The sequence below is a fragment of the Variovorax atrisoli genome, from assembly GCF_014195185.1.
Lineage (GTDB): Bacteria > Pseudomonadota > Gammaproteobacteria > Burkholderiales > Burkholderiaceae_C > Variovorax > Variovorax atrisoli.
The window spans coordinates 506,257-524,213 of the sequence record NZ_JACIBG010000002.1 but is presented as its reverse complement, the minus strand read 5'-3'; the positions used below and the strand labels follow the sequence as shown (position 1 = coordinate 524,213).

12 protein-coding genes are annotated in these 17,957 nt (G+C 69.7%); 7 read left to right on the top strand and 5 right to left on the bottom strand.

Annotated elements, in window-relative coordinates; genetic code table 11:
• Positions 1 to 3 precede the first annotated feature (3 nt).
• The 4 genes from FHY06_RS09340 (at position 4) to FHY06_RS09325 (ending at position 7,915) form a co-directional block, all read left to right on the top strand.
• Positions 4 to 882 (top strand): LysR family transcriptional regulator, encoded by an 879-nt coding sequence (locus FHY06_RS09340; RefSeq protein ID WP_184604608.1) that lies wholly within the window; start codon positions 4 to 6, stop codon positions 880 to 882.
• 189 nt (positions 883 to 1,071) lie between these two features.
• Complete coding sequence (locus FHY06_RS09335) at positions 1,072 to 5,865, top strand: CapA family protein (RefSeq protein WP_260310180.1); 4,794 nt, start codon at positions 1,072 to 1,074, stop codon at positions 5,863 to 5,865.
• Positions 5,862 to 6,800 carry an alpha/beta hydrolase family protein gene (locus FHY06_RS09330; RefSeq protein WP_184604604.1) on the top strand — a complete coding sequence of 313 codons (939 nt, stop codon included), beginning with the start codon at positions 5,862 to 5,864 and terminating at the stop codon, positions 6,798 to 6,800. Before FHY06_RS09335 ends, FHY06_RS09330 begins: the two co-directional genes overlap by 4 nt.
• 11 nt (positions 6,801 to 6,811) lie before the next feature.
• Positions 6,812 to 7,915 carry an aldose epimerase family protein gene (locus tag FHY06_RS09325; protein ID WP_184604601.1) on the top strand — a complete coding sequence of 368 codons (1,104 nt, stop codon included), beginning with the start codon at positions 6,812 to 6,814 and terminating at the stop codon, positions 7,913 to 7,915.
• 12 nt (positions 7,916 to 7,927) lie between these two features.
• On the opposite strand, the gene FHY06_RS09320 is transcribed toward FHY06_RS09325, so the two are convergent.
• From FHY06_RS09320 to FHY06_RS09305, 4 genes are all read right to left on the bottom strand, one after another.
• The gene (locus tag FHY06_RS09320) at positions 7,928 to 9,790 is read right to left on the bottom strand and encodes an ATP-binding response regulator (RefSeq protein WP_184604599.1); all 1,863 of its coding nucleotides are present in this window, start codon (positions 9,788 to 9,790) and stop codon (positions 7,928 to 7,930) included.
• Positions 9,791 to 9,827: 37 nt separating this feature from the next.
• The gene (locus FHY06_RS09315) at positions 9,828 to 10,910 is read right to left on the bottom strand and encodes a hypothetical protein (RefSeq protein WP_260310179.1); all 1,083 of its coding nucleotides are present in this window, start codon (positions 10,908 to 10,910) and stop codon (positions 9,828 to 9,830) included.
• 284 nt (positions 10,911 to 11,194) lie between these two features.
• Positions 11,195 to 12,322, bottom strand: coding sequence for a 3-deoxy-7-phosphoheptulonate synthase (locus FHY06_RS09310; RefSeq protein ID WP_019654547.1), 1,128 nt, complete (start codon positions 12,320 to 12,322; stop codon positions 11,195 to 11,197).
• 71 nt (positions 12,323 to 12,393) lie between these two features.
• Entirely contained in the window at positions 12,394 to 13,326 is a 933-nt protein-coding gene (locus tag FHY06_RS09305) for an SMP-30/gluconolactonase/LRE family protein (protein WP_184604596.1), read from the bottom strand.
• 139 nt (positions 13,327 to 13,465) lie between these two features.
• Between FHY06_RS09305 and FHY06_RS09300 the strand changes: the two genes are divergently transcribed.
• Positions 13,466 to 14,239 carry an SDR family NAD(P)-dependent oxidoreductase gene (locus FHY06_RS09300; protein ID WP_184604594.1) on the top strand — a complete coding sequence of 258 codons (774 nt, stop codon included), beginning with the start codon at positions 13,466 to 13,468 and terminating at the stop codon, positions 14,237 to 14,239.
• A 67-nt stretch (positions 14,240 to 14,306) separates the two neighbouring features.
• Here FHY06_RS09300 and FHY06_RS09295 read toward each other — a convergent pair whose 3' ends face one another.
• Positions 14,307 to 15,272 carry a LysR family transcriptional regulator gene (locus FHY06_RS09295; RefSeq protein WP_026346361.1) on the bottom strand — a complete coding sequence of 322 codons (966 nt, stop codon included), beginning with the start codon at positions 15,270 to 15,272 and terminating at the stop codon, positions 14,307 to 14,309.
• A gap of 155 nt (positions 15,273 to 15,427) precedes the next feature.
• Here FHY06_RS09295 and FHY06_RS09290 point away from each other — a divergent pair, with 155 nt between their 5' ends.
• Both FHY06_RS09290 and FHY06_RS09285 read left to right on the top strand, forming a co-directional pair.
• A complete protein-coding gene (locus tag FHY06_RS09290; RefSeq protein ID WP_184604591.1) occupies positions 15,428 to 16,882 on the top strand; it encodes an aldehyde dehydrogenase family protein in 1,455 nt (484 codons plus the stop codon).
• A 77-nt stretch (positions 16,883 to 16,959) separates the two neighbouring features.
• Positions 16,960 to 17,925 carry an ABC transporter substrate-binding protein gene (locus FHY06_RS09285; RefSeq protein WP_019654542.1) on the top strand — a complete coding sequence of 322 codons (966 nt, stop codon included), beginning with the start codon at positions 16,960 to 16,962 and terminating at the stop codon, positions 17,923 to 17,925.
• Positions 17,926 to 17,957 lie beyond the last annotated feature (32 nt).

The window sequence follows — 17,957 nt, the reverse complement described above, 5'->3', positions numbered from 1 at the left end:
GCCATGGAGCTCTACCAACTGAAGACCTTCGTCGCCATCGCCCGCGAGGGCAGCCTGACCCGCGCCGCCGAGCGCGTGTTCACCAGCGCGCCCGCGGTGAGCGCCCAGCTCAAGGCACTGGAGGACGAACTCGGCGTGAAGCTGTTCGAGCGCACGCCGCGCGGCATGTCGCTCACCGAGGCCGGCGTGCGCCTGCTCGACGAGGCCGAGCGCACGCTGGCCTCCGCGATGCGCATGCGTTCGGCCGCCGACCAGCTGCGCGGCGCGGCGCAGGGCGTGGTGCGCTTCGGCACGGTGGTCGATCCGGTCGCGCTGCGGCTCGGGGAGGTGCTGGTGAAACTGGCCCAGCGCCATCCGCAGGTGACGCTGCAACTGAAGCAGGGGCTGTCGTACGAGACGCTGTCGGCCGTGCAGCGCGGCGATCTCGACTGCGCCTACGTGCTCAGCGACGTCGAGCACATCGAGGGAATGGAGCTGCACCGCCTGGGCGCGGTCGACCTCGTCGTGGCGCTGCCGCCGCCGGTGGCCGAAGCGCATCCCGACCTGTCGCTCGACGAGCTCACGAACCTGCCGTGGGTCGGCACGCCGCCCTCGTGCATCCTGCGCGTGCATCTCGAGAAGCTCTTCGCGGGCGCGGGCCGCGAATACCGCCAGGGCCGCACGGCCGACGGCGAGAGCGCCATCCGAAGCATGGTCGCCAGCGGCATGGGCGCGGGGCTGATCCGGCTCGACCAGGCGGAGCAGGGCGAGCGCAACGGCGAGCTCGCGATCTGGAAGGGCTGGCGCTCGCACACGTGGCTGTGCTGGGTGGCGCCTGGCGGTGCCCGCCAGGCCGTCGCGGTCGAGGCGGTGAAGGAGTCCGTGATGGAGGCCTGGGCCTGACGCTGCGCCTCGCGCCGCACCCGGCATGCGCAGGCAGTGCTGCGCGAAGAACCGGCGCGCTGAACCGCTGAAGCGCCGGGCGGCAACATGCCGGCCGTGGCGCGGTCAGCCCACGGTCAGGCTCGGCGCAGATCCCATGGATTGACGGGATGGCGGCCCGTGCCGGGGCCTGTCATGATTCGCGGCTGCATGAATCACGACGCGAAGAATCCTCTTGCAGATCTGTTGAACCGCGCCAGGCAGGCCCTGGCGGATCCGGCGGGCGCGATGCCCGCCGCGGCTGCGGCCACAGCGGAAGCGGGTTGCGTGGTCTTCTTCGCCATCGGCGAGGACGGCAGCCGGGCCCGCGTGGCCTCGGGCCGCGGCGCCGACGTCGGTGCGGCATGGCGGGCCGCCGCCGAAGCCGTCGCCACGCAGGCCAGGCGAGGCGCGCAGCCTCCGCAGCGCCTGCGCGCGGAGATCGTCGACAAGGTCGAGCCGATGAACTGGGGCGAGCTGAAGGCCAGGCTCGCGCGGACCAAGCGCAACTACTTCAACGAGGGCATCGCCTTCGACGCGCGCTTCGAGTTCGCCCTGCTCGCGCAGGAGATGCACGGCAGCGCCGTGCTCTACAACGGCGACGTGGACCATGCCGAGCCCAACACCGGCAACCTGCGGCTGCACACCAGGCGGCGCTTCGGCCGCGAGCTCGACTTTCCTTCGGACGACGCGGCGCCAGTGTGGTGCTTCACCACGCGGGCCGTGTACGTCGATGCGAAGGGCGCGTGGCCCATCACCGCCGAAGGGCAGGCCGCGGGCTTTCGCGAACTGAACGACTGGAACGCGCAGCAGGTGCATGCGCTGATCGACGACGCGGGCAACTACCTCGCCGCGCAGGTCAAGCCCACGGGCGAGTTCCACTACGGCTGGTTCCCCTGCTTCGACCGCACCATCCCGACCTACAACACTCTGCGCCACGCGAGCTCGACCTACGCGATGCTCGAGGCGTGGGAGCTCACGCGCAACGACACGCTCAAGGCTGCCATCGACCGCTCGCTGGCCTTTCTCACCGGCACGCTGATCCGCCCGGCCAACCTGCCCGACGGCACGCGCGCGGCCTACCTGCTGGACATCGGCAGCGAGATCAAGCTCGGCGGCAATGCCGTGTGCCTGCTCGCGCTGGTCAAGTACACCGAGCTCACCGGCGACGAGCAGTACCTGCCGCTGCTGGAGCAGCTCGCGCTGGGCATCCGCCACATGCAGGATGCGCAGACCGGCAGCTTCGTGCACGTGCTCAATGCGCCCGCGCTCGACGTGAAGGACAGGTTCCGCGTCATCTACTACGACGGCGAGGCCGCCTTCGGGCTGATGCGCCTGTACGGCCTCACGCGCGATGCGCGCTGGCTCGCGGTGGTGGAGAAGGCCTTCGAGCACTTCATCGCCGCCGAGCACTGGCGCGCGCACGACCACTGGCTGAGCTACTGCGTCAACGAGCTCACGCGCTACCGGCCCGAGCTGCGCTATTACCGCTTCGGCCTGCAGAACGTGGCGGGGTATCTCGACTTCGTGCTGGAGCGCATCACCACATTCCCCACGCTGCTCGAGCTGATGATGGCCGCGCGCGACATGGTGCTGCGGCTGGAGGCCGACCCCGAGCTTCGCCCGCTGCTGGCCGGGCTCGATCGCGACCGCTTCGACCGCGCGCTCGAATACCGCGCGCGCTACCTCGCCAACGGCCACTTCTGGCCCGAGCTGGCGATGTTCTTCCGCAACCCTGCGCGCATCGCGGGCTCGTTCTTCATCAAGCACCACAGCTTCCGCGTGCGCATCGACGACGTGGAGCACTACCTCTCGGGCTACGTGGCGTACCACCGCATGCTGAAGGCGGGCGAGGCCGCCGCAGCAGCAGCAGCAGATGCCGATGCCGATGCCGATGCCGTGGGCGGCGCCACGGGCACCGTCGCATGGGGCGGCGACGTGAACCTTGCGCGCCGCCAGCACTACCGGCTGAAGGACCTCGGCGGTGCGCACAGGATGCTCGGCGACATCGCCGTGCTGCGCGAGGCCGACCTGGGCATCGTGAACCTCGAATGCGTGGTCGCCACCGTCGGCGAGCAGGGCGTGGACAAGGGCGAGACCGGCCCCTACTACTACCGCGCGCGCCCCGAAATGCTCGCGGTGCTGACCGATGCCGGCATCGGCATGGTGACCACCGCCAACAACCACAGCGGCGACTACGGTCCCGAGGCGTTGATGGAACAGCAGGCCCTGCTGGCGGTCGCGGGCATCGCGCACGCAGGCACAGGCCGCACGCCCGAGGCCGCGCTGCGCCCGGCCTTCCGTCGCGCGGGCGGCGTGCGCGTGGCGCTGTTCTCGCTGGATGCCACGCAGCCGAGTTTCGCCGCGACCGCGGAGCGCGCGGGTGCCGCATGGCTGTCGCTCGAAGACCCCGCCGCATGGACCGCCACGCTCGCGCCGCGCATCGAGGCCGCGCGCCGCGAGGCCGACGTGGTGCTGGTGGCGGTGCACTGGGGCGCCAACCTCGAGACCGAACCCTCGCCGGCCGAGATCGCCGTCGGCCATGCCATCGTCGATGCGGGGGCGGATGCCATCCTCGGCACCTCGGCGCACGTGCTGCAGGGCATCGAGATCCACAAGGGCCGGCCCATCCTGCACGACGCCGGCGACCTGCTCTTCGACTCGGTGCGCAACGACTTCGCCGACTCCGGCGTGTTCACGCTGAAGCTGAGCACGCGCGGCGTGGAGGAAGTGACGTTCACGCCCGTCGGCGTGGGCTTCGGTTTCTCGCGGCAGCTCGAAGGCGACGAGGCACGCGCCCTGAGCGAGCGCTTCGCCGCGCAGTGCCTTGCGCTCGGCACGCAGATGAGCCCGCTGCCGGACGGCCGTTGCTCGGTGCGCCTGTCGCCGCCCGCGCGGCCCTCGTTCCATGCAGACCCCGTCGGTGCCGCCGCCCGGCACTTCGAGCCAGCGCGCGCCACCGCACCCCTGATGGCGGCCCTGCCGGCGCCGCGGCCCGAGTGGCTGGTAGACGAGGTGCCCGCGCAGGCGCGCATCGCGCCGCTGCAGTTCGGCCCCCTGCGCCTGGTGGGGCTGCGCTGCATGCCGCGGCAGATCGTGGGTCGTCGCATGTTGTGGGTCGAATCGTTCTGGAGCGCCGACACGCCCGTTTCCGCCGACCTGCGCCTGCACTTCCGCGCGCTGCCGATGCGCAGCACCCGCATGCCGCCATGGGGCGAGGGCATGGACCACGACCCCTGCGACTGGATGTGGCCCACCAGCCGCTGGGAGCCCGGGCGCATCTACCGTGACCGCTACGGGCTGCGCCCGCCGCGCGCGGGGTTGCTCGAAAGCGACGTGCTGCAGATCGAGGTGAGCGTGCGCGGCGACTGGCCGGGGCTGCCGCCCGCGCGGCGTCTCGCGCTGTGGTGCGGGCTGCGCGTGCCCGATGCGCCCGTGCCGCTGCCTCGGCGCCCGGCGCCTGTGCTCTCGGCCGATCGCCCCGGCGCGGGCCCCGAGGCCGCGCCCGTGTGGACCGCCGAAGAGCTGCAGCGCGTCACCGGCGGTCGCTGGCTGGTCGAGCCGCCGCCGGGCTGGTTCGCCAACTCGGTGGTGCGCGGGCCCCTGCACATGTCGCTCCTGCCCAGGCCCTCGCTCTTCATCGCTTCCGACTACCGCACGCTGGCCGTGCACGAGAACTACAGCAAGCCGCGCCCCGACAACTGGGACCGCCACCTCGAACTGCCGCGGCTGCAGTCCGCGCTGGCCGGCGCCGTGGTCGCGCACCCGGTGGAAGGGCTCGACCCGGCCTTTCCGCTGCTGCAGGCGAACGACCCCATCGCCGCGATGATCGCCATGGGCGCCGCGGCGCGGGCGCGCTACAAGGGCATGGTCGTGGGCGTGACCGGCACGGTCGGCAAGTCGTCCACCATCTCGATGCTGCGCGACCTGCTGCCCGAGCGCGCGCGGGTGCACACCACCATCGACAACTACAACTCGCGCGTCGGCGTGCCTGCCATGCTCGCGAACCTCGGGCCCGACGTGGACGTGTGCATCCTCGAGATGGCGCAGAGCGGCCTGTGGATGGACCGCGGCCCGATCTCGCTGATGGCCCGCCCGCACGTGGCCATCGTCACCGAGATCGGCCTGTCGCAGACCCGGCAGGCGTCGACCGTCGAACTCACGGCCATGTACAAGTCGCGCATCTTCCTCGGGCTGGAGCCCGGAGGCGTGGCGATCGTGCCCGATCACATTCCCTGCCTGCGCCAGGTGGTGGACGCCGCAGCGCTCACGGCGGGCGCGATCTGGGTGGTGGGCAGCGGACCCGACGCCGACGTTCGCATGCTCGAGGCGCGGCCCGAGCCCGGCGGCGGCTGCCGCGTGCGCGTCGCCGTGCCGGGGCGCACCTTCGAGTACCTGTTCCCGGTCGAGAGCGCGGGGCTGGTGCGCAACTCGCTGCTCGCCTTCGCGGCGCTGCTGGCCATGGGCTTCGACGGCGAGGCCGCCTGCGCGCGCATGCCGCGGGTGCGCCTGCCGGCCTCGGTGATGCAGGTGCGCGCGCTGCGCACGCAGGCCGGTGTGCAGGCCACGCTGATCGACGACAGCTGGAACGCCGAGGTCATGTCGATGCGCAACGCGATGGAGTTCGTGCGCACCTGGCAGCGTGCCGACAGTGGCCCGGTGCTGCGCAAGATCGGCGTGCTCGGGCGCATCGTCAACCTCGGCAACGATGCCGAGGCCATGCACCGCAGCCTGGGCCCACCGCTGCTGGCCTCGGGCATCCAGCACCTCGTGACGCACGGCGAGGAGATGCGCTGGCTGCGCGAGGAAGTGCCTGCCGAACTGCTCGGACCGCACTTCGACGATGCCGCGCAGCTCGCGCTCTACCTCGGCGGCGTGCTGCGAAATGGCGATCTCGTGCTGGTGAAGGGCGACCGCGTGGGCTCCGACTTCGGCAGCATCCCGGAGCTCCTGCAAAGGCTATGACGCTGCTGCACACGCTTCGAAGACTGCGCTTCGTGCTGCTTCTCGTGGCGCTGGCGCAGACCGCCTGCGCACAGCGCACCGGGCCCGACGTGCCCCGCGTCTTCGCCGCCGGCGCCGACGAGGTGCTGTACTGGAACCAGCCCGCCGACCGCGCGCACTGCCCCGACCGCGTGGGCTTCCTGTGGGTGCAGGCCGCGGAGGGGCCGTCGTGCATCCGCTACTTCGCGAGCGACGACATCGACGGCGCGCGCATCGCCATCGTGCAGTTCTCGGGCGACCGCGACGGCGTGATGGACCAGGCCCCCACGCGCATTCCCGGCAACACCGAGGAACTGCGCACGCTCGACGCGCAGCGCAGCCGCGACCGGGCGGGGGTGCCGTGGATCTTCATGGCACGGCCGGGCACCTACGGCTCCTCGGGCGACCACCGCAAGCGCCGCCAGCTCGTGGAGTTCCACGCGCTCGATGCCGCGCTCGACGCGCTCATGCAGCGCCACCGGCTGCAGCGCATCGTCATCGTCGGCCACAGCGGCGGCGCCACCGCGGGAGCCGCGCTGCTCACGATGGGGCGCACGCGCATCGCCTGCGCGGTGCTCACCTCGGGTGCCTACGGCCTGCTGGAGCGTGCGCGCATGCTGGGCCGCTCGAGGGACGGCCGCACCGACACCACCGGCAGCGCGGAGTTCTACGATCCGCTCGACCACGTGGGCGGCATCGCGCGCGACCCGGCGCGGCGCATCGTGCTGATCGGCAGCCGCGAAGACCGCAACACGCCCTTCGTGCTTCAGCAGCGCTTCGCCGATGCCGTGGCCAAGGCCGGCCACCGCATCGAACTGCGCACCCATGCGGCCGAGCCGCCCGACTTCCACGACCTCAAGGACCGCATCGCGCTGCAGACCGCCTCGCAGTGCGCGCGCGAGGCACTCCTTCCCTGATAGCCGGACACATGAGCAATCGAGAACAGAAAAGCAGCATCGCATCGCGCGAGTACGGCCGCATGCCCGACGGCCGCGTGGTCACCGAGTACACCCTCGACAACGGCCTCGGGCTGAGCCTGAGCGCCATCAACGTCGGCGGCATCGTCACCGCGCTGCACGTGCCCGACCGGCACGGGCGCAGCGGCAGCGTGGTGCTGGGCCTGCCCTCGCTGGCCGACTACCTGGGGCCGCATCCGCACCTGGGAACCATCGTCGGGCGCTACGCGAACCGCATCGCGGGCGGGCGCTTCACGCTCGACGGCAGGGTGCATCAGCTGGGCCTGAACGACGGCCCCAACTCGCTGCACGGCGGCGCTGCCGGCTTCGGCAAGCGCTACTGGGAGATCGAGCCGCTTCCGGCGCAGCAGGCAGGCGCCGACGGCATCGCCCTCGAACTGCGCTACACCAGCGCCGACGGCGAGGAGGGCTATCCGGGCGAAGTGCGGCTCACGGTGCGCTACACGCTGAGCACCAGCGCGAACACCTGGCGCATCGACTACAGCGCCATCGCCGACAGCCCCACCGTGCTGAACCTGAGCCACCACGACTACTTCAACCTAGCGGGCAGCGGCTCGGTGATGGACCACCGCCTGATGCTTCCCGCGAGCCGCTACTGCCCCGTGGGCGAGACGCTGATCCCGCTGGGTACCGCCGACGTGGCCGGCACTCCCTTCGACTTCCGCACCGCGACGCACATCGGCGAGCGCATCCGCGAGGGCCACGAGCAGCTGATGCGCGCCCATGGCTACGACCACAACTGGGTGCTCGATCGCACCGGTGCCGCCGGTGCCGCACAGGGCCTCGCGCTCGCGGCCCGGCTGGAACACGATGCCTCGGGCCGCGTGATGGAAGTGCACACCAGCGAGCCGGGCGTGCAGTTCTACTCGGGCAACTTCCTCGACGGCAGCCTCTTCGGCAGCGCGGGCGCTAGCATCAGGCAGGGCGACGGGCTGTGCCTGGAGACGCAGCACTTCCCCGATTCGCCGAACCGGCCGGAGTTTCCGTCGACGGTGCTGCGGCCGGGCGAACGCTTCCACAGCGCGACCGAGCACCGGTTCGGATTGCTGGGCTGACGCGGCGGCCGGTCAGGCCCGCTCTCTCGCCTCGCTGCGGATGATCTGGTGCAGCGTGCGCAGCAGCACCTCGGGCTGCACCGGCTTGAACATCACCACCAGGCCGCTGGCATAGGCCGCGCGCACGCGCTCGGGGTCGGTGTCGCCCGTGACGAGGATGGTGGGCACGCGGCGGCCCGCGAGCTGGCGCAACTCGGCGGTGGCCTGGATGCCGTCCTGAGGATCGGCCAGCCGGAAGTCGACGATGAAGGCGTCGAAGCCCTCGGGCGTGGCCCGCACCTGCGCGCAGGCATCGGCCAGCCGACTGGTGATCTCGATGCGCTCGCAATAGGGCGCGAGCCACATGCGCACGGCTTCGCCCACGGGCTGCTCGTCGTCCAGCAGCAGCACGCGTGGGGGCACGAGCGGGGTTTCCGCCGTGTCGGCACTGGCAGTGTCCGGGGTGGCCGCCGGGGCGAGGGCCAGCGGCGCCGGGGCCGCCGGCGGCCTGCGCGGCAGGTCGACCCAGAACACGCTGCCGCGGTCCTGCTGCGAGCGCACGCCGATCTCGCCGCTGAGCAGGTCGACCAGCCGCTTGACGATCGCCAGCCCGATGCCCAGCCCGCGCGCGACGTCGCGCTGCGGGTTGTCGACCTGGTAGAACTCGTCGAACACGTGCGGCAGGTGCTCGGGCGCGATGCCCAGGCCCGTGTCCCACACGGCCAGCCGCAGGCGGTCGCCGCGCGGCCGGGCGCTCACGAGGATGCCGCCGCTTCGGGTGTACTTGAGCGCGTTGTCCACGAAGTTGGTCAGCACGCGCAGCAGCAGGTCGGGGTCGGTCTGCAGCCATTCGGGTGCGGTGTGGAAGCGCAGCGAGAGGCCCGCCTGCTGGGCGCGGGGCTCGAAGAGCTGCGCGAGCCGCAGGAACAGCGGGTCCACCGCGATCTCCGTCGGCCGGGGCACCACGGTGCCCGCGTCGATCTTGGAGATGTCGAGCATCGCATTGAGCAGGCCGCTGACCGCATCGGTCGCCTGCACCACGCGGCCTGCCACGGGGGCCAGCGGGTGCTCGGCGAGGTCGCGTTCCAGCGAGCGCGAGAACAGCGCCAGCGCATGCACCGGCTGGCGCAGGTCATGGCTGGCCGAGGCGAAGAAGCGGCTGCGCTCGCGATTCAGGCGCTGCAGCTCGAAGGACTGGCGCATCAGCTGTTCGCTCAGCAGCTCCTTGTCGATCTGGTCCGAGAGGCTGCGCCGGATGAGCTGGTGCTGCGACAGCGCATAGCGTGCCATCGAGCCGCCGAAGAGCAGGCCGACCACGCAGGCGAACCAGCCGTCGGTGCCGCCCATCCACGCGAAGCGCGTCACCACGCCCAGCGTGAGCGGAACGGTGACCACCGGCACCATCGCGCGCCAGGTGGCGATCACCGGCACCGAGCCCATCAGCACGGCGAACATGCCCAGCAGCAGGATCAGGATGCGCGAGGGCGATTCGGTGCCGGGCGGCATCAGGGCCCAGGGCGCCAGCGTCCACATGGCCATGTAGGTGCCCAGCGGCAGCATGAAGCGCCATGCGCCGTCGGGTTGGCGCAGGGTGAATTCGGGTTCGGGATAGAGGCGCGCGTTCCAGCGCATGAACAACAGCCGCAGGCCGAGCAGCGCGCAGGTCGCGATGCCCCAGGTCAGCGCGCCGATGCCTCGCGTCATCCAGAAGAACACGGCCGCCATCGCGATGGCGGCCGCAAGCGCCGTCAGCACCGTGGGCGGGCCCATCACGAACATGCGCCGCAGCAGGCGTTCACGGACCAGCTGCGCATGGGAGTCGGCGATGCCGGGCGGGGCGTCGGTGCCCGCGATCGTGCCGTCCGCCACGGAGGAGGTTGAGCCCTGCGTACTCATGGGCGGCAGTGTAAGGGGGCGGTGTGTGCCCTCCGGGTCAATAGAGGCTGTAGTGGTAGTCGTAGCTGCGCATCCACAGCCGCGGCTTTCGAGGCTCGTCGAAGCTCAGCTGCAGGAGATTGCGCGGGTGAGCCGTGTCGATCAGCAACTGCTTTTCGCTTTCGGGGGAGGCGGCCTGCGAAAGGGCGAAGCGCTTGAACACGCTGGTCAGGGCGGCTTGCGCGGTCTGCGGCCTGTAGTCGTCGTCCAGCAGCAGTTCGGGCTCGGCGATGCGCTCCTGATGCAGCCAGTACCAGACGCCCTCGTTGGGCGTCGCGGGCTGCGCGCCGGGGTTGCCATGGTCGCCCGTGGTGTTGGGCGGCTCATCGGCGATCACGCCCTCAGGGTCCCAGGCCAGCGCGCCGAGGCCGTCGCCGATTTCGACGAACACCGCCACGCTGCGGCGGTAGCGGGCGAGCACGGGCGGCGGCAGCAGCTCGTCGAGGCTGAGCGCTCCGCCATCGCCGCTGCTGTAGCCCCCGAGTCCGAGCAACAGGCCCGCAGCCGTCTGCAGGTCGTGGGGCTGCAGGAAGTACGAATTCCCGATCTCGATGTGGATCTCTGACAGCACCTCGCGCAGCGGCGAGGGCAGCGAGGTGCCCAGGCGGGCTTCGGCTTCGAGCAGGGCGGCTTCGGCCGTGGTGCCGACTGGCAGGGTGGTCGCGCCGAGTTCCACCAATGGGGAGAGATCGGCAAAGGCGCGGATCCGGTCGACCAGGGGTTTGCCTTGGTCGTAGAGAGGATGCGAGAGTCGGGCCATGTCGAGCACGGACCAGCGCCTCTTGAACGAAGCGGATTTCCCTTGCGTGTCGACGTGCGAGCCGCGCAGTTCGAGTTGCTGGAGTCCGGCGGGCAGGTCGAACGCGACGGCGGGATGCTTCTTCAGGCCGGGCAGCGCGGCCGTGTGCTCCAGCCGGGCGATGGCCCTGCCGTCTGCAAGCACGTCGGCATGTACCTGCTCGCCGACCTGCAGCCAGGGGTGGATGCCTGCCCGCCCCTTCACCGCCCGCTGAGGCGGCGTGCCCTTCGTGAAGATCCTGGAGAAGAGATTGCCGAGGGCAGAAGATGGAGTCGCTGGCATGTTCGATGTCTGGATGTCGCCCCCGCAGTCGATGCGCAGGTGCCGTGAAGCGGGACGCAGAGTATCGTTTCACGAAACTTCCCCATGCACTTCACTTCGACTTCACCGGCCGGGGGCACACTGCGTCTCGACAGCGGTTCGGCGCTGGTAGAGGCAAAAAAAGGGAGGGGGGAACAACACCGCTCAGGGACCGCCTCGATGCCAGCCGCTGTCGCCATTCACCCGGCGTGTTCAAGGCCCTCGAGCCTTGAACACCGCCACAACCACTCGAGCTCCCGTTCTCCTCAGGCCGTCGGCGACAGGCGCCGCCGCGCCTTGACGGCCGATGCCAGTCCTTCGAGCACAGGCACCGTCTGCGCGAAGCCGATGCAGGCGTCGGTGATCGACACGCCGTGCTTCAGCGGCACGCCGGGCTTCAGGTCCTGCCGTCCTTCTTCCAGGTGGCTCTCGATCATCACACCGGTGATGCGGCGCTCGCCGGCGGTGATCTGCGCCGCCACGTCCTCGGCCACCACGATCTGACGCTGGTGCTGCTTGCTGCTGTTGCCGTGCGAGACGTCGATCATCACCTGCGGGCGCAGGCCGTTGGCCAGCAGCGCCTCGCAGCTGGCGGCGACGTCGGCGGCCGAGTAGTTGGGCGCCTTGCCGCCGCGCAGGATCACGTGGCAGTCGTCGTTGCCGCGGGTTTCGAAGATCGCCGACATGCCCATCTTGGTCATGCCCATGAAGGCGTGCGGTGCGCGGGCCGCGAGGATGGCGTCGGCCGCGACCTTCACGCTGCCGTCGGTGCCGTTCTTGAAGCCCACCGGGCAGCTCAGGCCCGAGGCCAGCTGCCGGTGGCTCTGGCTCTCGGTGGTGCGCGCGCCGATGGCGCCCCAGGCGATCAGGTCGGCGATGAACTGCGGGCTCAGCAGGTCGAGGAACTCGGTGCCGGTCGGCAGGCCCAGCGTGGTCAGCTCCAGCAGCAGGCGGCGCGCGCGCTCCAGTCCTTCGTTGATCGCGAAGCTGCCGTCCAGGTGCGGGTCGTTGATGTAGCCCTTCCAGCCTACGGTGGTGCGCGGCTTCTCGAAGTAGGCGCGCATCACGATGAGCAGGTCGTCCTGCAGCGAATCGGCGACCTTCTTCAGGCGCTGTGCGTATTCGATGGCCTGGTCGTGGTCATGGATGGAGCAGGGGCCGACCACCACCACCAGCCGGTCGTCGCGCCCGTGCAGCACGTCGGCGATCTCCGCGCGGCTGCGCTCGACCAGCGCCAGCGTGTTGTCGCGAACCGGCACGCGCTCCTGCAGCAGCGCGGGCGTGATGAGCGGCCGCACCGCGCCGATGCGCACGTCGTCGATGCGCGTGGTGTCGAGCGTGCTGTCGCGGGAGCCGATTTCGGCATCGTGGAGGGGGTCGTCGAGGCGGGGCATGGTCGTTGTTGCGGTTTCCGGTGGATGCCTCGATTGTCCCCTCGCCGTGGCCCGGCCTTTCCGGAAGCTGCTCAGCCCGCGAACAGCGCAGCCGGCACGCCCGGGCTGTCGATGCGCACCCTGAAGAGCCCACCCGCCAGCGGTTCGGCCGCTTCCTGCTCGGGCGTGAGGCCGTTGCGTGCGGTCGTGATGTAGAGCGTGCGCAGGTCGGCGTCGCCGAAGGCGCAGTCGGTGACGTGGCTCGCGGGTATGGCGATGCGGCACAGCTCGGCCGCGCTCACCGGGTCGTGGCAGGTGACGCAGGAGCCGCCCCAGTGTGCGATCCACAGGCGGCCTGCGGCATCGGTGGTCATGCCGTCGGGCAGTCCGTCGGGCCTGGGGAAGCGGTGCCACACGCGGCGGTTCGACACGGTGCCTGCTTCCATGTCGAAGTCGTAGGCGTACAGGTTGTTGAGCACCGTGTTGTTGAAGTACATGGTGCGGCCGTCGGCCGACCAGGTCGGGCCGTTGGTCACCTCGAAGCCGTCGTCGTGCTTCGCGCAGCGGCCGTCGGCGTCGTAGCTGTAGAGCGCGCCGGTGGGGGCCTTGCAGTCGAAGTCCATGCTGCCGGCCCAGAAGCGGCCACGCGCGTCGCACTTGCCGTCGTTGAAGCGGTTGCCGGTGCGTTCGGGCTCTGGCTGGTGCAGGTAGCGCGGCTGCGCCTCGTCGCCGGGCGCGGTGGTGTCGACGAGCGCGAAGCCGCGGCGCAGCGTGACGAAGAGGCCGGGCGCCGATGCGCGCTCGGCGATGGCGGTGATCTCCTCGTCGAAGTGCCAGGTGCGCTGCGCGCCGGTGGCCGGGTCGTAGCGGAAGAGGCGCGGCGTGAGGATGTCGATCCAGTACAGCGCCTGCTCGCGCTGCGACCACATGGTGCCTTCGCCAAGGTTGGCGCCGGCGGGCCAGATGCATTCGGCCTGGCCGATGACGGAAGGAGAGGGAACGGGGCTGCTTGTCTCTTTGCTCATTGGTCTTCTTTCCTGTTCGTGTCTGTCTTCTTGACGCGGCGGATCGTATCAAGGCATATTGATAACCGAAATCTAAAATCACGGCATCGATTGATATCTGTATTGCAATATCTCTCGATGCCCATTCCGGAGACTTTTCTTGAATTTCCCCCAGCTTTCCATTCATCCGAGCTTGAAGGGCCGCACCGTGTTCGTCACCGGCGGAGGCAGCGGCATCGGCGCGGCGATCGTCACCGCTTTTGCGGAACAGGGCGCGCGCGTGGCCTTCGTCGACATCGCCGAAAGTGCCAGCGTGGCACTCGCGCGGCAGCTCGAGGAGTCCGGCCATGCCGCGCCGTGGTGGCGCGCCTGCGACGTGCGCGACATCGCCGCGCTGCAGAAGGCCATCGCCGATGCGGCGGCCGAGTTCGGCGACTTCGCGGTGCTGGTCAACAACGTGGCGAGCGATGACCGCCACACGCTCGAATCGGTCACTCCCGAGTACTACGACAACCGCATGGCCATCAACGAGCGGCCCGCGCTCTTCGCCATCCAGTCGGTGGTGCCGGGCATGCGCAGGCTGGGTTTCGGGTCGGTGATCAACCTGGGCTCCACCGGCTGGCAGACCAAGGGCTCGGGCTACCCCTGCTACGCGATCGCGAAGTCGTCGGTGAACGGCCTCACCCGCGGCCTCGCGGTGGACCTGGGCCGCGACCGCATCCGCATCAACACCGTCTCGCCCGGCTGGGTGATGACCGAGCGGCAGGTCAAGCTGTGGCTCGACGACGAAGGCGAGCAGGCCCTCAAGCGCAACCAGTGCCTGCCCGACAAGCTGATGCCGGAAGACATCGCACGCATGGTGCTGTTCCTCGCGTCCGACGACTCGAAGATGTGCACGGCCCAGGAGTTCACCGTCGACGCCGGTTGGACCTGAGGTATCGGAAGAGATCGGACAGGCGTACGCGAAGAGCGCAAGGGCTGCTCGATCCCGCATCCGGAGATCAGTCGATCTCCATCTCCAGCTTGCGTCCGTAGACGCTGACGCTCGCCGTCTTCAGCGCCTTCATCATCACCTTCGCCGCCGGCGACAGAAGCCGGTCGGTGCGCGTGATGATGCCGAAGGCGTCCATGTGGCAGGGCATGTCCAGCGGCAGCAGCGACACGATGCCGTGCGAGGCGTAGTAGCGCGCCACGTCGGTCGCGAGCACCGCCACCATGTCGCTCTGCTGCAGCATGCGCGTGATGAAGAGCAGTGCCGGGCTCTCGATGGTGTTGGTGGGCGGAGCGAGGCCTTCCTCCTGGAACATGAGCTCGAAGCGGTGGCGCAGCACGCTGCCTGCGGGCGGCACGATCCAGCCGGCGCCCACCACGTCGCGCAGCGTGAGGCCGCTCACGCCCAGCAGCGGATGGCCGGGGCGCACCAGCGCGCACACGGGCTCCTCGCTGAGTGCCTCGTAGCGCAGCTGCGACTTGTCGTGCTCGGCGAAAAGGCGCGCCACCAGGATGTCGAGCTTGCCCTGCTCCAGCCGCTCGATCAGCACCGGGCTGGTCTCGATCTCCAGCGAGACGCGCAGGTCGGGGTGCTCGCGCTTCACCATCGCCACGGCCGGCGGCATCAGCGTGAGGCCGGGCGCGGTGATGGCGCCCACGCTCACCTGGCCGAAGCGGCCGGCCTTGAGCGCGGTGAGCTCGTCGTGCGCCTGGTTCAGGCTCGCGAGGGCCACGCGGGCGTGGCGGATCATGGTCTCGCCGTACCAGGTCGGGCGCATGCCGCGCGGCAGGCGTTCGAACAGCGGCACCTCCAGCACGTCCTCCAGGTCTTTCAGCAGTTTGGAGGCCGCGGGCTGCGTCATGTTGAGCACCTGCGCCGCGCGATGAATGTTGCCCTCTTCCGACAGCGCCACGAGCAGCAGCAGCTGGCGGGTCTTGAGGCGGGCGCGGATGAACCAGTGGTTGTAGTTGGTCATGTCTCCGAAGCTCTTGTTCAAACAAAGGACTGATCGGGTTTTCCAGAATCCGGCGATCGATATCTATTTTGCTCAAAAAACGATTGGATCGATATCAAATCTGTTCCTAGACTTCGGACACTCCAATAACAAAAGAGACAAGGTCCAGGCCTGCGGTGATCCACGGCGAGCTTCATCAGAACGTGCGGCAGTACATCAACGGCCGCTGGGAAACCAGCGCGACCACCGGTGTGAGCGCCAATCCCTCGGACACCAGCGAGGTGGTGGCCGAGTACGCACGTGCTGATCGCCGCCAGGCGGAGGCGGCCATCCGCGCCGCCACCGAGGCCTTTCCCCACTGGAGCCACAGCACGCCGCAGCGGCGCGCCGACGTGCTCGACCGCATCGGCACCGAGCTGCTCGCGCGCAAGGACGACCTGGGCATGCTGCTGGCGCGCGAGGAGGGCAAGACGCTGACGGAGGCGGTGGCCGAGGTGGCCCGCGCCGGCCAGATCTTCAAGTTCTTCGCCGGAGAAGCACTGCGCGGCGGTGGCGGCGAGAACGTGGCCTCGGTTCGCGCGGGGGTGCAGGTCGACGTCACGCGCGAGCCGGTGGGCGTGGTGGGCCTCATCACCCCGTGGAACTCGCCCTTCGTGGTGCCCGCATGGAAGATCGCGCCCGCGCTGGCCCACGGCAACAGCGTGGTGTTCAAGCCGGCCGAACTGGTGTCGGGCTGCGGCTGGGCGCTGGCCGAGATCATCAGCCGCGCCGCGTTGCCGGCCGGCGCATTCAACCTGGTGATGGGCAGCGGCCGCGAAGCGGGGCAGGCGCTGGTCGACAGCCCGCTGGTCGATGCTTTGAGCTTCACGGGCTCCATGGCCAACGGCGAGCGCATCCTGCAGGCTGCGGCCGCTCGCCGGGCCAAGGTGCAGCTGGAGACCGGCGGCAAGAACGCGCTGGTGGTGCTGGCCGATGCCGACCTCGACCGCGCCGTCGATTGCGCGGTGCAGGGCGCGTATTTCTCCGCCGGCCAGCGCTGCACGGCCTCGAGCCGGCTCATCGTCGAGTCGGCGGTGCACGACGCCTTCGTGGCGAAGCTGCGCCAGCGGCTGAAGACGCTCAAGATCGGCCACGCGCTGGAGCGCGGCGTCGACATCGGCCCCGTGGTCGACGAAGAGCGCCTCGCGCAGGACCTCGCCTGGGTCGACACCGCACGCGAAGAGGGCGCCGAGCACGTGTGGGGCGGCGAGGCGCTGGAGCGCGCCACCACCGGTCACTACATGAGCCCCGCGCTCTTCCTCGCGAAGCCCTCGCACCGCATCGCGCGCGAGGAGATCTTCGGCCCGCTGGCCTGCGTGCTGCGCGCCGACGACTACGACGAGGCGCTCTCGCTGTGCAACGACACGCCATTCGGCCTGTGCGCCGGCATCTGCACCAATTCGCTGAAGCACGCGATGCATTTCAGGCGCCATGCCGTGGTCGGCATGACGATGGTCAATCTGCCGACCGCGGGGGTGGACTTCCACGTGCCCTTCGGCGGCCGCAAGGGGTCGGGCTACGGGCCGCGCGAACAAGGGCGCCACGCCGCGGAGTTCTACACGACGGTCAAGACCGGCTACATGCTGGCCTGAGCCGGATGGGGTTTCAGTACGTCAACAGCCAACGCCGACAGGCAAATCCTCGGAAACATCAAGAAGGAGACATTCCCATGACCATGAATCGCCGCACCCTCAACACCGCCCTGGCTGCCGCCGCGCTCGGCGGACTGCTGCCCGCTTCCGTGCTCGCGCAGAAGAAGCTGGTGCTCGGCTTCGCGCAGGTGGGCGCCGAGAGCGAATGGCGCACCGCCAACACCGAGTCGATCAAGTCGTCCGCCAAGGACGCCGGCATCGAGCTCAAGTTCTCCGACGCGCAGCAGAAGCAGGAGAACCAGATCAAGGCCATCCGCTCGTACATCGCCCAGAAGGTGGACGTGATCGCCTTCTCGCCGGTGGTCGAGTCGGGCTGGGAGACCGTGCTGCGCGAGGCCAAGGCCGCGAAGATCCCGGTGGTGCTGACCGACCGCTCCGTCAACACCAAGGACGACTCGCTCTACGTGACCTTCATGGGCTCCGACTTCACCGAGGAAGGCCGCAAGGCCGGCCGCTGGCTGGTGGAGAAGATGAAGGACCAGAAGGGCGACGTGAACATCGTCGAGCTGCAGGGCACCGTGGGCTCGGCACCGGCCATCGACCGCAAGAAGGGCTTCGAGGAAATCATCAAGGCCGACCCGAAGTTCAAGATCATCCGCTCGCAGACCGGCGACTTCACGCGCGCCAAGGGCAAGGAGGTGATGGAGGCCTTCCTGAAGGCCGAGGGCAAGAAGATCAACGTGCTCTACGCGCACAACGACGACATGGCCATCGGCGCCATCCAGGCCATCGAGGAAGCCGGCCTGAAGCCCGCGAAGGACATCGTGATCATCTCCATCGACGGCGTGAAGGGCGCCTTCGAGGCCATGATCGCCGGCAAGCTCAACGTGTCGGTGGAGTGCAGCCCGCTGCTCGGCCCGCAGCTGATGCAGGCGGTGAAGGACATCAAGGACGGCAAGACGCTGCCCAAGCGCATCGTGACGGTCGAGAGCATCTTCCCCATGGAAGTCGCAGCCAAAGAGTTTCCCAACCGGAAGTATTGAGTACTCCCCCAGGCTGCGCGGCACTTCGTGTC